At 66.3% G+C, this 11,808-nt stretch carries 12 protein-coding genes; 9 read left to right on the top strand and 3 right to left on the bottom strand.

Going from position 1 to position 11,808, the window contains the following annotated elements:
• Nucleotides 1-4: 4 nt before the first annotated feature.
• Complete coding sequence (locus ARADN35_RS0107275) at nt 5-247, bottom strand: TIGR04438 family Trp-rich protein (RefSeq protein WP_010460606.1); 243 nt, start codon at nt 245-247, stop codon at nt 5-7.
• Between the two features lie 114 nt (nt 248-361).
• Here ARADN35_RS0107275 and ARADN35_RS0107270 point away from each other — a divergent pair, with 114 nt between their 5' ends.
• Nucleotides 362-667, top strand: a complete 306-nt coding sequence (locus tag ARADN35_RS0107270; RefSeq protein WP_010460604.1) for a c-type cytochrome — start codon at nt 362-364, stop codon at nt 665-667.
• 157 nt (nt 668-824) lie between these two features.
• On the opposite strand, the gene ARADN35_RS0107265 is transcribed toward ARADN35_RS0107270, so the two are convergent.
• Both ARADN35_RS0107265 and acs read right to left on the bottom strand, forming a co-directional pair.
• On the bottom strand, nt 825-1,307 hold the full coding sequence (locus ARADN35_RS0107265; RefSeq protein WP_010460602.1) for a hypothetical protein: 483 nt from the start codon (nt 1,305-1,307) through the stop codon (nt 825-827).
• A 264-nt stretch (nt 1,308-1,571) separates the two neighbouring features.
• On the bottom strand, nt 1,572-3,566 hold the full coding sequence (acs, locus tag ARADN35_RS0107260; protein ID WP_010460600.1) for an acetate--CoA ligase: 1,995 nt from the start codon (nt 3,564-3,566) through the stop codon (nt 1,572-1,574).
• A gap of 187 nt (nt 3,567-3,753) precedes the next feature.
• On the opposite strand from acs, the gene ARADN35_RS0107255 reads away from it, so the two are divergent.
• From ARADN35_RS0107255 to ARADN35_RS0107215, 8 genes are all read left to right on the top strand, one after another.
• Nucleotides 3,754-4,362 carry a TIGR00645 family protein gene (locus ARADN35_RS0107255; RefSeq protein ID WP_029413653.1) on the top strand — a complete coding sequence of 203 codons (609 nt, stop codon included), beginning with the start codon at nt 3,754-3,756 and terminating at the stop codon, nt 4,360-4,362.
• Nucleotides 4,363-4,489: 127 nt separating this feature from the next.
• Nucleotides 4,490-5,581 carry an RDD family protein gene (locus ARADN35_RS0107250; RefSeq protein ID WP_010460596.1) on the top strand — a complete coding sequence of 364 codons (1,092 nt, stop codon included), beginning with the start codon at nt 4,490-4,492 and terminating at the stop codon, nt 5,579-5,581.
• 179 nt (nt 5,582-5,760) lie between these two features.
• Nucleotides 5,761-6,624, top strand: coding sequence for a dioxygenase family protein (locus ARADN35_RS0107245; RefSeq protein WP_010460594.1), 864 nt, complete (start codon nt 5,761-5,763; stop codon nt 6,622-6,624).
• Between the two features lie 236 nt (nt 6,625-6,860).
• Entirely contained in the window at nt 6,861-7,163 is a 303-nt protein-coding gene (locus tag ARADN35_RS0107240) for a hypothetical protein (protein WP_100199436.1), read from the top strand.
• Nucleotides 7,164-7,183: 20 nt separating this feature from the next.
• A complete protein-coding gene (locus ARADN35_RS0107235) occupies nt 7,184-8,782 on the top strand; it encodes an ATP-binding protein (RefSeq protein WP_010460590.1) in 1,599 nt (532 codons plus the stop codon).
• Complete coding sequence (locus ARADN35_RS0107230; RefSeq protein WP_010460588.1) at nt 8,779-9,477, top strand: response regulator; 699 nt, start codon at nt 8,779-8,781, stop codon at nt 9,475-9,477. Before ARADN35_RS0107235 ends, ARADN35_RS0107230 begins: the two co-directional genes overlap by 4 nt.
• Before the next feature lie 213 nt (nt 9,478-9,690).
• Nucleotides 9,691-10,866, top strand: a complete 1,176-nt coding sequence (locus ARADN35_RS0107220) for a DNA topoisomerase IB (RefSeq protein ID WP_100199435.1) — start codon at nt 9,691-9,693, stop codon at nt 10,864-10,866.
• Between the two features lie 157 nt (nt 10,867-11,023).
• Nucleotides 11,024-11,797 carry a Crp/Fnr family transcriptional regulator gene (locus ARADN35_RS0107215; protein ID WP_010460584.1) on the top strand — a complete coding sequence of 258 codons (774 nt, stop codon included), beginning with the start codon at nt 11,024-11,026 and terminating at the stop codon, nt 11,795-11,797.
• Nucleotides 11,798-11,808 lie beyond the last annotated feature (11 nt).

The raw sequence follows: 11,808 nt of genomic DNA, 5'->3' as shown, positions 1-11,808 counted from the left end.
GGTGTCAGCGTGGCTTGCGCGGACGGATGCCCAGGGCTTCCTTGTTTTTGTTGATCCGGTCCTGCTTGCGCTGCTCCATCTTTTCCATGGCTTTACGCTTCGTATATCCGGTGGAATCAGCCCAAACCCACCATAGGGCCGTGGCACCAAAAGGCGCCAGCACCCACCACCAGGACCAGGCGGCCACAGGTCCGATCTCGAAATACTTCAGTGCCAGAAGCAACAATGAAAGACCCAGCAGGTACATCGCGATCTCCAGAAAAAGCTGACAACGCCCGGTTGACGGCGGACAAATGCCTGTCAACCCAAGCCACTACAATTCCATTAAAAGAACTGTAACCCAACCACAGGAAATCCCACCATGAAGCGTACCCTGATCACCCTTGCCATGACGCTGTCGGTTGCCGCCCCTGCCATGGCCGATCTGGCCCTGGCAACCTCGAAGAATTGCATGGCTTGCCATGCCGTCGACAAGAAGCTGGTGGGCCCCTCCTACAAGGACGTCGCAGCCAAGTACGCCGGCCAGAAGGACGCAGTGGACAAGCTGGCCGCCAAGATCGTCAAGGGCGGTGCCGGCGTGTGGGGCCCGGTTCCAATGCCTGCGAATGCGCAGGTCAACGATGCAGAAGCCAAGAAGCTGGCTGCCTGGGTCCTGACGCAGAAGTAATTTACCGCTCGTCACCCCGGGGGTTGCATGCCCCTTATTGAAGGCCGTGCCACTCCCCGTGGTGCGGCTTTTGGTGTTTCTGGGACTTCTATTTTCGTTTTCACACTCCACGCAAGTCCCACAACCCGCACGTGGAAAAACCTGGCGGATCTTCCGCTCAAACCCGTGAAGCGACCGGTGCAGACTCCAGGCCACGCGTGCGCAACTGGTGCTCCAGCTGTCCCACATATGCGGCAGTGGAGTTGTCAGATTCGGTGGCGCGTGCTGCCAGGCGTGCCTCCAATTCGTCCAGCCGAGCCAGCACGGTGGCATGCGCCTGCTGGTGCTGCACATCCAGAAAAGCCCGCAACTCCGTGAAACGCGAGGCTTCGGCCTTGTCCGCAAGTTCCCGCTGAACCTGCATTTCCTTGGTATGCCGGCGCGTTTCCATGAGCACGGAGCCCTGGAGCGACAAGACATAGGCAACAAAAAAGATCCCCAGCAGCGCGGTGAGGGCCAGCATGATGAGCCCCAGAGGAGCCTCAAACACCACAATCCCCAGCGACACCAGGGACGGCGCGGCGAGGGTGGGCCAGTTGAGCGCGGCCAGCGCAGCGATGGCTACGACCGTCACCAAAAGAACAATGGAACGCAGATGCATGGAAACCTCCGGTAGGCAGCGCCCAGGCGAAGATCCGCAAGCGCCATGCCCCGTTGTAACGCATGCAGAAGCCGCTACGGCCCGCAGGAGGTTGATTTCAGGCGGTGTCCTACAGTAAGGGCTGAGCGAGGAGGGGCACCCTGAGGCGCCCAGCAAACGCAGTGGATCGTTGACGGGATTTTGTGGTCACACCAAATCGCTCCGCGATATGGGTGTCCCCGAATCCGGCAAACGCTGCGCTGGCGCCTTTCGGCGCCTTCTAGATCAGTTGGTCTGGGCCAATTGATCCAGGATTGCCGGATTCTCCAACGTGCTCGTGTCCTGCGTGATCGCCTCACCCTTGGCAATGCTGCGCAGCAGCCGGCGCATGATCTTGCCACTGCGGGTCTTGGGCAGGTTGTCGCCAAAGCGGATGTCCTTGGGCTTGGCGATGGGGCCGATTTCCTTGGCGACCCAGTTGCGCAGTTCGTTGGCGATCTGTTTGGCCTCTTCGCCCGTGGGACGCGAGCGCTTGAGCACCACGAAGGCGCAGATAGCCTCGCCCGTCACATCGTCCGGACGGCCCACCACGGCGGCCTCGGCGACGAGGTCGGTCTTGGAGACCAGGGCGGATTCGATCTCCATCGTGCCCATGCGATGGCCCGACACGTTCAGCACGTCGTCGATGCGGCCCGTGATACGGAAGTAGCCACGGTCCGTACTGCGCACCGCGCCATCCCCCGCCAGGTAGTAGCCCTTGAGTTCTTCGGGGAAGTAGCTCTTCTTGAAGCGCTCAGGGTCGTTCCAGATGGTGCGGATCATGCTGGGCCACGGGCGCTTGATGACCAGGATGCCGCCCGCGCCATTGGCCACATCGTTGCCCGTTTCATCGACTATGGCAGCGGTGATGCCAGGCAATGGCAGCGTGCAGCTGCCAGGAACCAGCGGGGTGGCACCGGGCAGCGGCGTGATGACATGGCCACCCGTTTCGGTCTGCCAGAAGGTGTCCACGATGGGGCAGCGCTCGCCGCCCACGTTCTTGTGGTACCACATCCAGGCTTCGGGGTTGATGGGCTCGCCCACGCTGCCCAGGATGCGCAGGCTCGACAAATCGGAACGTGCGGGGTGCACGGCGGCGTCGGCCTCGGCGGCCTTGATGAGCGAGCGGATGGCGGTGGGCGCGGTGTAGAAGATCGTGCACTGGTGCCGTTCGATCATCTGCCAGAAGCGGCCTGCGTTCGGGAAGGTCGGAATGCCTTCAAACACGATCTGCGTGGCACCCGCCGCCAACGGGCCGTAGGCCACATAGGTATGCCCTGTGATCCAGCCGATGTCGGCCGTGCACCAGAACACGTCGTCAGGGCGCAGGTCAAACGTCCAGTCCATGGTGAGCTTGGCCCACAGCAGGTAGCCCCCGGTGCTGTGCTGCACACCCTTGGGCTTGCCGGTGGAGCCACTGGTGTACAGGATGAACAGGGGGTGCTCTGCCCCCACTGCCACGGGCGGGCAGTCGGTGCTCTGGCCTGCCAGCGCCTCGGTAAAGGTCTTGTCGCGCCCTGCCACCATGTTGCAGGCCGTGGGCGTGCGTTCATAGACAAACACGTGGCGCAGGGTGTCGCAGCCGCCCGTCGCCAGGGCTTCATCGATGATGGCCTTGAGCGGCAGCTCCTTGCCGCCACGCATCTGGTAGTTGGCCGTGATGACGGCCACGGCACCCGCGTCGATGATGCGCTCGTGCACCGCCTTGGCACTGAAGCCACCAAACACCACGCTGTGAGTGGCGCCAATGCGGGCGCAGGCCTGCATCGCCACCACGCCTTCGATCGTCATGGGCATGTAGATCAGCACGCGGTCGCCCTTGGCCACGCCATGGGCCTTGAGCGCATTGGCAAACTGGCTCACGCGTGCCAGCAGTTCCTTGTAGGTGATCTTGGTGACCGTGCCATCGTCGGCCTCGAAGATGATGGCGGTCTTGTTCTCGGTGGGCGTGCCGATGTGGCGGTCCAGGCAGTTGGCCGAGGCGTTGAGCTCGCCGTCGGCAAACCACTGGTAGAACGGCGCGTTGGATTCGTCCAGCGTGCGCGTGAACGGCTTGGTCCACTGTACGTTCTCACGGGCCAGGCGCGCCCAAAAGCCTTCGAAGTCCTTGTCGGCCTCGGCACACAGCGCGTCGTAGCCCGCCATGCCTGACACGCGGGCGGCCTTGACGACCGCATCGGCGGGCGGGAACACGCGGTTCTCAACCAATACGGACTCGATGGCGGATGTGGGCGCACTCATGGTGTTGTCTCCTGGGTCTGATGGAATTGGAATTGGGCGGTACTGTCGGGCGCGGCACTTACAAGCCACTGACTGGCACGAAGCTTACAGAATCGGCAACCTGCCCCTGCACAGGAAAGCACTTGCGCGCGAGGGGTGTCACGCGGCACCCCTAAAATCGCGCGACCCAAGACCCACCCTACATTCCATGTCCCTCCCCAAAAACCCCGCCACTCCCTCGCCCATGCGCCCCCTGCCCTCGCTGATTTTTGCCAGTCGGTGGCTGCAGCTGCCCCTGTACCTGGGCCTGATCCTGGCGCAGGCGGTGTATGTGTTTCACTTCTGGGTGGAGCTGGTGCACCTGATCGAGGCCGCTTTCGGCAACACGGCGGCGCTCAAGCAACTGGTGTCGAGCATCGGCTACAAGAGCGACTTCGAGGTGACCGCGCTCAACGAGACCATCATCATGCTGGTGGTGCTGGCGCTGATCGACGTGGTGATGATCTCCAACCTGCTGATCATGGTGATCGTGGGCGGCTATGAGACCTTTGTCTCGCGCCTGCACCTGGAAGACCACCCCGACCAGCCCGAATGGCTGAGCCACGTGAACGCCTCCGTGCTCAAGGTCAAGCTGGCCACCGCCATCATCGGCATCAGCTCGATCCACCTGCTCAAGACCTTCATCAACGCCGCCAACTATGACATCAAGGTGCTGATGTGGCAGACCATCATCCACGTGGTGTTCCTGCTGAGCGCACTGGCCATTGCCCTGACGGACCGGCTGATGTCGCACTCCGCGCCCCCCGCGCGCCACTGACACGACCCCCCCATAAAAGAGGCCGCCCAGAGCGGCCTCTTTTACATTTCCCCTTTCGCCCCCTTTCGCCCCCTTTCGCCCCTTTTCGCCCCTTTTCACCCTTTGTCCCTTTTGCTGCGCACCCACCATGCAATGCCCCCTTTGCAACTGGCAGAACCCTGCCTCCTACACACACTGCTTCAGCTGCCAGGCGCCGCTGGCCGTGGCCGGCGGGCAGGCATCAGCATCAGCCCCTGACAAGCCCCCGCAAACCCAGACGAACCTGCAGCTCGAAGATGTGTTCCCGGGCACCATGGCACGCCTGGGCGCCACGCTGATCGATGGGGTGACCATGGTGGCCATCCCGATGGCGTTGGCTCTGGCCTGGGTGTTTGCCCGTACGACCTTTGACAGTGCGCCCGCCTCCACCTACCCGGTGGCGCTGGCGCTGGGCACCCTGGGCCTGTTCATCCCGGCGCTGACGGACGCGCTGGGCCAGGGCTCTGTCGGCAAGCGGCTGCTGGGCCAGCGCGTAGTCACCCGCTCGGGCGAGCGCCCGGGCCTCGTGCGGTCCGTGCTGCGGCATTTTCTGAAGTATTCGCTCACCCTGGGGCTGACACTGGCGGTGCCATTCCTGCTGCACCGTTTGCTGACCGCCCTGTTTGGCGAGCGGGGCCTGCACAGTTCGATGACCGGCACCTTCGTGGTGTCCCGCCGTGCCAGCGACACCGCCATCCAGAAGGCAGTGGCCTTGGTCCGTGGCCCCGGCTGGTTCCTCAAGGGACTGGTCATGCTGGCAGGGGTGGCCGCCTTCAGCTTTGCGGCGATGGTGGCCGTGGTGCTGTGGAACCAGGGCGACGAGCCCGCCAATCCCCGCCGCGAGATGGTGCGCCAGCTGGACGGCGCGGCGCGCACCGTGCTGCGGCTGGTCGAGAACCACTACCAGAGCACGGGCGCCTTCCCCACCAGCGCAGCCACCGTGGGCCTGGGCCGGCCCGGGCAGCTTCCCGCAGGTTTCCAGGCCATGGCCATCGATCCAGCCAATGGCGTGGTGCGGCTGACCATTGCCGATAGCACAGGCGACATGGCGCTGGCTGGCAAGCACCTGGTCTACACCCCGGTGCTGCGCACCCGCAAACAGCAGACGGACATCCACAAATGGCAGTGCGGCAGCGACGACATTGCGCGCAGCGACCGGTCTTTCAGCTGTCGGCACGAAGCCACAGGGATCGCCAGGTAAAGCCTTGACCAAGGCGGGAGTTCGGATCCCGTCTTCGCAATAAAAAGCGCTCTTCCGCTTTACGGCCGGGCTTTTAAAGCTATATAAATCATAGCAATCAATCGGACCGTTTTTGCTCCCAAATTTCTCCCCAATCGGGCGGCACAGTGCAGGCCATACCCCACTTGCAGGAGAAATCCATGGACCGCACCACCGCCGCCCAAACCACCGTCGCCCCCTTTGTCGCAGCCGCGCAGACGCCCTCCAACCGCCGCTTTGCCCTGAACGCCCTGGGCTCGCTGGGCATGGCCACCCTGTTGGGCTGCGGGGGTGGGGGCAGCGACACAGACACCACCGACACCACTGATACCGGCACCGGCACGGGAACAGGTACCGGCACAGGAACCGGCACCACAACCACCTGCTCGGTCGTCCCCGAGGAGACCGCCGGCCCCTACCCTGCCGATGGCTCCAATGCCAGCAACAACACCTACAACGTGCTGGCGCTCAGTGGCATCGTGCGCTCGGACATCCGCAGCTCCATCGGTTCGTCCACGCAGGTCAGCGGCGTGCCGTTCACCATCACGATCACACTGACCAATACCAACGCGAGCTGCGCCGCGCTGTCCGGCTACGCCATCTACCTGTGGCATTGCACGCAGGACGGCAACTATTCCGTGTACAGCTCCAGCAACATCGCCGACAACTACCTGCGCGGCGTGCAGGCCACCGATGCGAACGGCACCGTCACCTTCACCACCGTCGTGCCCGGCTGCTACGCGGGCCGCATGCCACACATGCACCTGGAGGTGTACCGCAGCCTGGCCGCAGCCAGCAACGCGAGCAACAAGATCAAGACCACGCAACTGGCCTTCCCCACGGCCTTGCTCAGCACCATCTACAGCGCCAATTCGGGCTACAGCGCCAGCGTGCGCAACCTGGCCTCCATGTCGTTTGCCACGGACAACGTCTTCAGCGACGGCACCACGCTGGAAATGACCACCATGCAGGCCAACAGCGGCGGCGGGTACTCGGCCAACATCACGATCTCGATCGCTGCTTGACTGAAAGTCCCCCTGAGTCGCCTTTGGCACCTTCCCCCGGAGGGGGACGCACCCGGTGGCCCGGCCAAGCCGGTTCCACGGGTGCACTGGCCTGGGCGGCGCCGGTTTCTGACGGCATGCCCCACCCGTCAAACGCTTTCCTTAATCCACTGCGCCCTCACACGCGCCGCGCCGGTAGCACGTGCTGGCGCTGACTCGCTGACCTCTTTTCTCCACAACACTGAAAGAAAAACACCATGCCTATGCACTCTCTTCGTCCCCGCTGGCTGGCCCGCGTGGCGCTCACGGCCATGCTGGCTGCAACATCCGCCACCCCCGTGCTGGCGCAATCCCAGGGCCGGCAGGACCCACCCGCGCCGCCGCCCGAGGCCTATGCCGCCTGCAAGGGCAAGACCGAAGGCGCCAGCGTGACCTTGACCATGCCCGATGGCAAATCGCTCGCAGGCACATGCCGCACAATGGGCGGCACCCTGGTGGCCATGCCCGCAGGCGGGCCTGGCGGCCCCGGCGGAGCAGGCGGCCCGCCCCCCGCCCGCTGACGACACCTGCTCCCCCATCGATGCCCCACCTGACCCTGCACCGCAAAGCCTTCATCGCCCTGGCCGCCCTGCTGGTGGCCTTGCTGCTGATTTTTGCGGGCTTTTCGCGCCTGGGTCTACAGCGGGGCCTGGGGCCGTATGTGGCAGAGATCGAACTGGCCCGCATGGGCTGGCTGGCCGAGCGCCTGCAGGCCCACCACACGCAGACGGGCGGCTGGGACACCCTGCGCAACCAGCCCCGCCTCTGGGGCCAGCTCAGCCACCCAGGGGCAAGCCTGCGCCGCTCAGGCGCCCAGGGCGCTGAAGCCCCCCCGCCCACCGACCGGAGCGGTCCGCCCGGCATGCCCCCCGAACTGGCGAACGGCAACCCGGCAGTGGACCGCAGCATGCAGCAGCCCCCGCCACCGCCCCCCGACGGCGGCCCGCCCCCGGGCGAGCGCAGCGCGGGTGGCCCACAACGCCACCCCGATGACCTGTTCCCCCGCCTGGGCCTGGTGGATGCACAGCAAAACCTGGTGGCAGGTGCCACGCCCCAGCCCGGCAGCGCGCGCCTGGCCCTGACCGGTGCCGATGGCCAGACCATCGGCCAGCTGGTGCTGGCCCCCCCGCAGGGCGTGCGCAGCGATGCCGACCAGGCCTTTCTGGCGCAACACCTGGGCTTTGTGGCGTGGACAGGCCTGGCCGGCCTGGCGCTGGCACTGCTGCTGTCGGGCTGGCTGGCACGGCGCTGGCTGGCGCCGGTCGAAGCCCTGGCCACCGGCGCACGCGGCATTGCGCAGGGCCACTTGCACACCCGGGTGCCTGTGCACGGCAACGATGAACTGGCCCAGCTGGCCCGCACCTTCAACACCATGGCCGAACAACTGAGCAGCATCGAGTCCTCGCGCCGCCAGTGGCTGGGCGACGTGGCCCACGAGCTGCGCACCCCCCTGGCCGCCATGCGCGCCGAGATCGAAGCCGTGCAGGACGGCGTGCGCCCCTTTGACGACAAGACCGCGCTGCGCCTGCACCGGCAGGTGATGCGCCTGATTCAGCTGGTGGGCGACCTGCGTGCCAGCCTGGACGCCGCTGGCACCAGCGCACCATCGGCCCAGGTGCCCGTGCACCCGCTGTCGCTGCTGACCGAAGCACTGGCGTCGATGCGCCCGCGCCTGGCGCAGGCCGCCATCGATGTAGATACCACGGGCCTGGACGCCCTGGCTGCGCAGTCGTCCGTGTCAACGCCCGCCCCAATACCCGCCCCACTGGTGCGCGGCGATGCGCAGCAACTGCACCAGGTGTTCTTGAACCTGCTGGAAAACAGCCTGCGCTACACCGATGCGGGCGGCCTGCTGCGCCTCTCGGCACGCCTGTTGCCACCGGCCGATGGAGCCGCCCAACTGCAGGTGCAGCTGGACGACAGCGCGCCCGGCGTGCCCCCCCACGAGCTGCCACGCATCTTTGACCGCCTGTACCGCGCCGAAACCTCGCGCAACCGCGACCATGGCGGTTCCGGCCTGGGTCTGGCGATCTGCCGCGCCATCGTGCTCGCGCACGGCGGCACGCTGGTGGCCGACACCTCCCCCCTGGGCGGTCTGCGCATCACGCTGCAACTGCCACTGCTGGACAACCCCTCATGAGCCACCGCATCCTCGTCGTCGAAGACGAACCCGACATCGCCGCCATCGTGGTCGACTACCTGCGCCACGCGGGCTATACCGTTGAACACCAGGCCGATGGCCGCGCGGCGCTCGCCAGCATGCTGGCCGCGCCGCCCGACCTCACGCTGCTGGACATCATGCTGCCCGGCATGGATGGCCTGGAGGTGCTGCGCCAGGCACGCCGCCACACACAGCACCCCATCATCATGCTGACCGCACGCGTCGAAGAAGTGGACCGGCTCATCGGCCTGGAGCTGGGCGCGGACGACTACATCTGCAAGCCTTTTTCGCCGCGCGAAGTGGTGGCGCGCGCCAAGGCCGTGCTGCGCCGCACCGCCGCCGCGCAAGAGCCCCCGGCAGCCACCACCACGGTGGCGGCGCTGATGCTGGACGAATCGCACTGGCAGGCCACACTGCACGGCACGCCACTGGGCCTCACGCGGCGCGAGTTCCGGCTGCTGCAGGTGCTGGCCCGCCAGCGCGGGCGCATCTTCTCGCGCGCGCAGCTGCTGGACCAAGCGTACGACGACACGCTGGACGTGAACGAGCGCGCCATCGACAGCCACATCAAGAACCTGCGCAAGAAGCTCAAGGCCGCCAGTGCCGATGGCAGCGACTGGATTCGTTCGGTGTATGGCGTGGGTTTTGCCCTGGACCCGACTGCGGCCGATTGAGCGTGGTCCGATCAAGCAGATTGCTACATTTTTTGTAGCTACTTGCGCTTATCCAATAAGCGCAGGATCCATTTTTTACCCACAATGGTGGCACAACAGGCTACCGATTCGGTCCCTGTCTCACCCCTGCGCACGGAGCGCACCTACACCGTCACCGCCCGGGCACAGGTGTGATCGGGGCTACCCACTGGCCCTTACCACCTGTTCGCCCCGATGCCCACACTCTCCCCAACGCCCCGCGCGCCTGCGCCGGCCCGGCCCCCAACGCGCCCACAGAAGCTGCCCGGTGGGCTGGTGTACGTCACACCCGCCATGCCCGGCCTCACCCGCGTGCGCAACGGCGCCAAGGCGTTTCGCTACCGCCAGCCCGATGGCCAGTGGCTCCAAGACCCAGACGAGATCACCCGCATCCAGCGCCTGGCCATCCCGCCCGCCTACAGCGACGTCTGGATCTGCCCACTGCCCAACGGCCACCTGCAGGCCACTGGACTGGACGCACGCGGGCGGCGCCAGTACCGCTACCACCCGCAGTGGCGCAAGCAGCGCGACGAGGGCAAGTTCGAGCACCTGCAGGCCTTCGGCCGTGCGCTGCCGCGCATCCGCAGCCGCGTGGCGCGCGAGCTGGCGGCGCACCGCAGCGGCCAGCCGCTGACCCGCACCCTGGTGCTGGCCACCCTGGTGCGCCTGCTGGACACCACCTTCCTGCGCATAGGCAACGAGGAATATGCCGCCACCAACAAGTCGTACGGCCTGACCACGCTGCGCACGCGGCATGCGCAGGTCAAGGGCAGCCAGCTCAAGCTGCGTTTTCGGGGCAAGAGCGGCGTGCAGCAGGAGGCCGAACTCAGCGACCCCCGCGTGGCCCGCGTGGTGCGCCACTGCCAGCAGTTGCCCGGGCAGGAGCTCTTCCAGTACGAAGATGAGGACGGCACCCCGCGCACCGTGGGCTCGGGCGACGTGAATGACTACCTGCGCGAGATCACACAGGGCGTGAGCAGCATCGAAGGCGATCACTTCACCGCCAAGGACTTCCGCACCTGGCACGGCACCACGCAGGCGCTGGAGTTGACACGCCTGGCCTGCACCCAGACCGACGCCTTCGGCGCGGCCGACAAAAACGTGCGCTACAGCGCCAAGGCCATCCTGGCCGAGGTGGCGCGCCAGCTGGGCAACACGCCGGCTGTGTGCAAGAAGTCGTACGTGCACCCCGCGGTGCTGGAGCTGGGCTCGCGGCTGGCATCCGACGCGGGGCCGGGCATGCAGGCGGTGTGGAATCACATCGGCGGCACCACATCGCCACGGGGCCTGAGTGCGGCGGAGCGCCGGCTGCTGGCGTTTCTGCGCAAGCCACAAAGGCAGCACAAGGCGCACCCCAGCGCCAAAGCGTAGGCAGGGCTGCGGCACCCGGCGATGGGGTGTCGCGCAAGTGCCGTGCAGGACCATCGCAGTGCGGGCTGTATCGCTAAACTGGCATGCTGCGCCTTTTCACCGTCTTTCCGCCCGGCCCTGCGCACAGGCCGGCCCCGCCCAACTCCAGCCTGCCGCCATGCCCACCGCCACCATTGCCTTGCCAGAGTCCACCCATTCCCCGGCCGACCACCACCTGCAACGCCCCTTCCTCAGCCTGCCCGAGCGCGAGGCCATCAACCGGGGCCGCTGGTTCGCCGCGCTCACGCCGTCGCTGCGGCATGACATCTTCCGGCTGGGCCGCATCACGCGCTATATGCATGGCCAGATGATCGTCGAGCAGGGGGATCTGGCGCAGGACTGGTTTGCCTGTGCCAGCGGTGCCATCCGGTTTCGGCGCACCACACCGTCGGGCAAGCAGGTGACGCTGGCCTACGTGGAGCCCGGCATCTGGGTGGGCGAGGCCGAGGTGCTGCACCGCGGCCCCAATACCTACGACGCGCACGCCCACGGCCCCACCACGGTGCTGAGCGTGGCCGAGGGCGTGTTCCGCCAGCTGCTGCGCGAACACCCCGAGTTCGGCGAGGCACTGCTCACGCTGCAGGCGCGCCGCATGCGCTACCTGTACTGGATGATGGAAGACATGGCCACCCTGCCCTTGCGCGCACGACTGGCCAAGCAGCTGCTGCACGTGCTGCGCCGCTTCGGCGAGCGCGCCGCCGTGCCCGGCCAGCGTGGCGCCATCGGGCTGGCGCTGGTGCAGGACGAGCTGGCACAACTGCTGGGCGGCTCGCGCCAGCGCATCAATGTGGAACTCAAGTGGATGGAGCGCGAGGGCATCATCGGCATCCACCAGCGCGGCATCGTGGTGCACCAGCAGGAACAGCTGGAGGCGCTGGCGCAGCAGGGGTAGAGCTGCGGCGC

It is taken from the genome of Acidovorax radicis N35, assembly GCF_000204195.1.
GTDB classification, from domain to species: domain Bacteria; phylum Pseudomonadota; class Gammaproteobacteria; order Burkholderiales; family Burkholderiaceae_C; genus Acidovorax; species Acidovorax radicis.
The sequence above is the reverse complement of the archived record's forward strand: the minus strand, read 5'-3'. Positions and strand labels throughout refer to the sequence as shown.

Bases quoted from the DNA above. Each gene is read 5' to 3' on its own strand.
- ARADN35_RS0107275 (WP_010460606.1), bottom strand. From the start codon at position 247: ATGTACCTGCTGGGTCTTTCATTGTTGCTTCTGGCACTGAAGTATTTC.
- ARADN35_RS0107270 (WP_010460604.1), top strand. From the start codon at position 362: ATGAAGCGTACCCTGATCACCCTTGCCATGACGCTGTCGGTTGCCGCC.
- ARADN35_RS0107265 (WP_010460602.1), bottom strand. From the start codon at position 1,307: ATGCATCTGCGTTCCATTGTTCTTTTGGTGACGGTCGTAGCCATCGCT.
- acs (WP_010460600.1), bottom strand. From the start codon at position 3,566: ATGAGTGCGCCCACATCCGCCATCGAGTCCGTATTGGTTGAGAACCGC.
- ARADN35_RS0107255 (WP_029413653.1), top strand. From the start codon at position 3,754: ATGTCCCTCCCCAAAAACCCCGCCACTCCCTCGCCCATGCGCCCCCTG.
- ARADN35_RS0107250 (WP_010460596.1), top strand. From the start codon at position 4,490: ATGCAATGCCCCCTTTGCAACTGGCAGAACCCTGCCTCCTACACACAC.
- ARADN35_RS0107245 (WP_010460594.1), top strand. From the start codon at position 5,761: ATGGACCGCACCACCGCCGCCCAAACCACCGTCGCCCCCTTTGTCGCA.
- ARADN35_RS0107240 (WP_100199436.1), top strand. From the start codon at position 6,861: ATGCCTATGCACTCTCTTCGTCCCCGCTGGCTGGCCCGCGTGGCGCTC.
- ARADN35_RS0107235 (WP_010460590.1), top strand. From the start codon at position 7,184: ATGCCCCACCTGACCCTGCACCGCAAAGCCTTCATCGCCCTGGCCGCC.
- ARADN35_RS0107230 (WP_010460588.1), top strand. From the start codon at position 8,779: ATGAGCCACCGCATCCTCGTCGTCGAAGACGAACCCGACATCGCCGCC.
- ARADN35_RS0107220 (WP_100199435.1), top strand. From the start codon at position 9,691: ATGCCCACACTCTCCCCAACGCCCCGCGCGCCTGCGCCGGCCCGGCCC.
- ARADN35_RS0107215 (WP_010460584.1), top strand. From the start codon at position 11,024: ATGCCCACCGCCACCATTGCCTTGCCAGAGTCCACCCATTCCCCGGCC.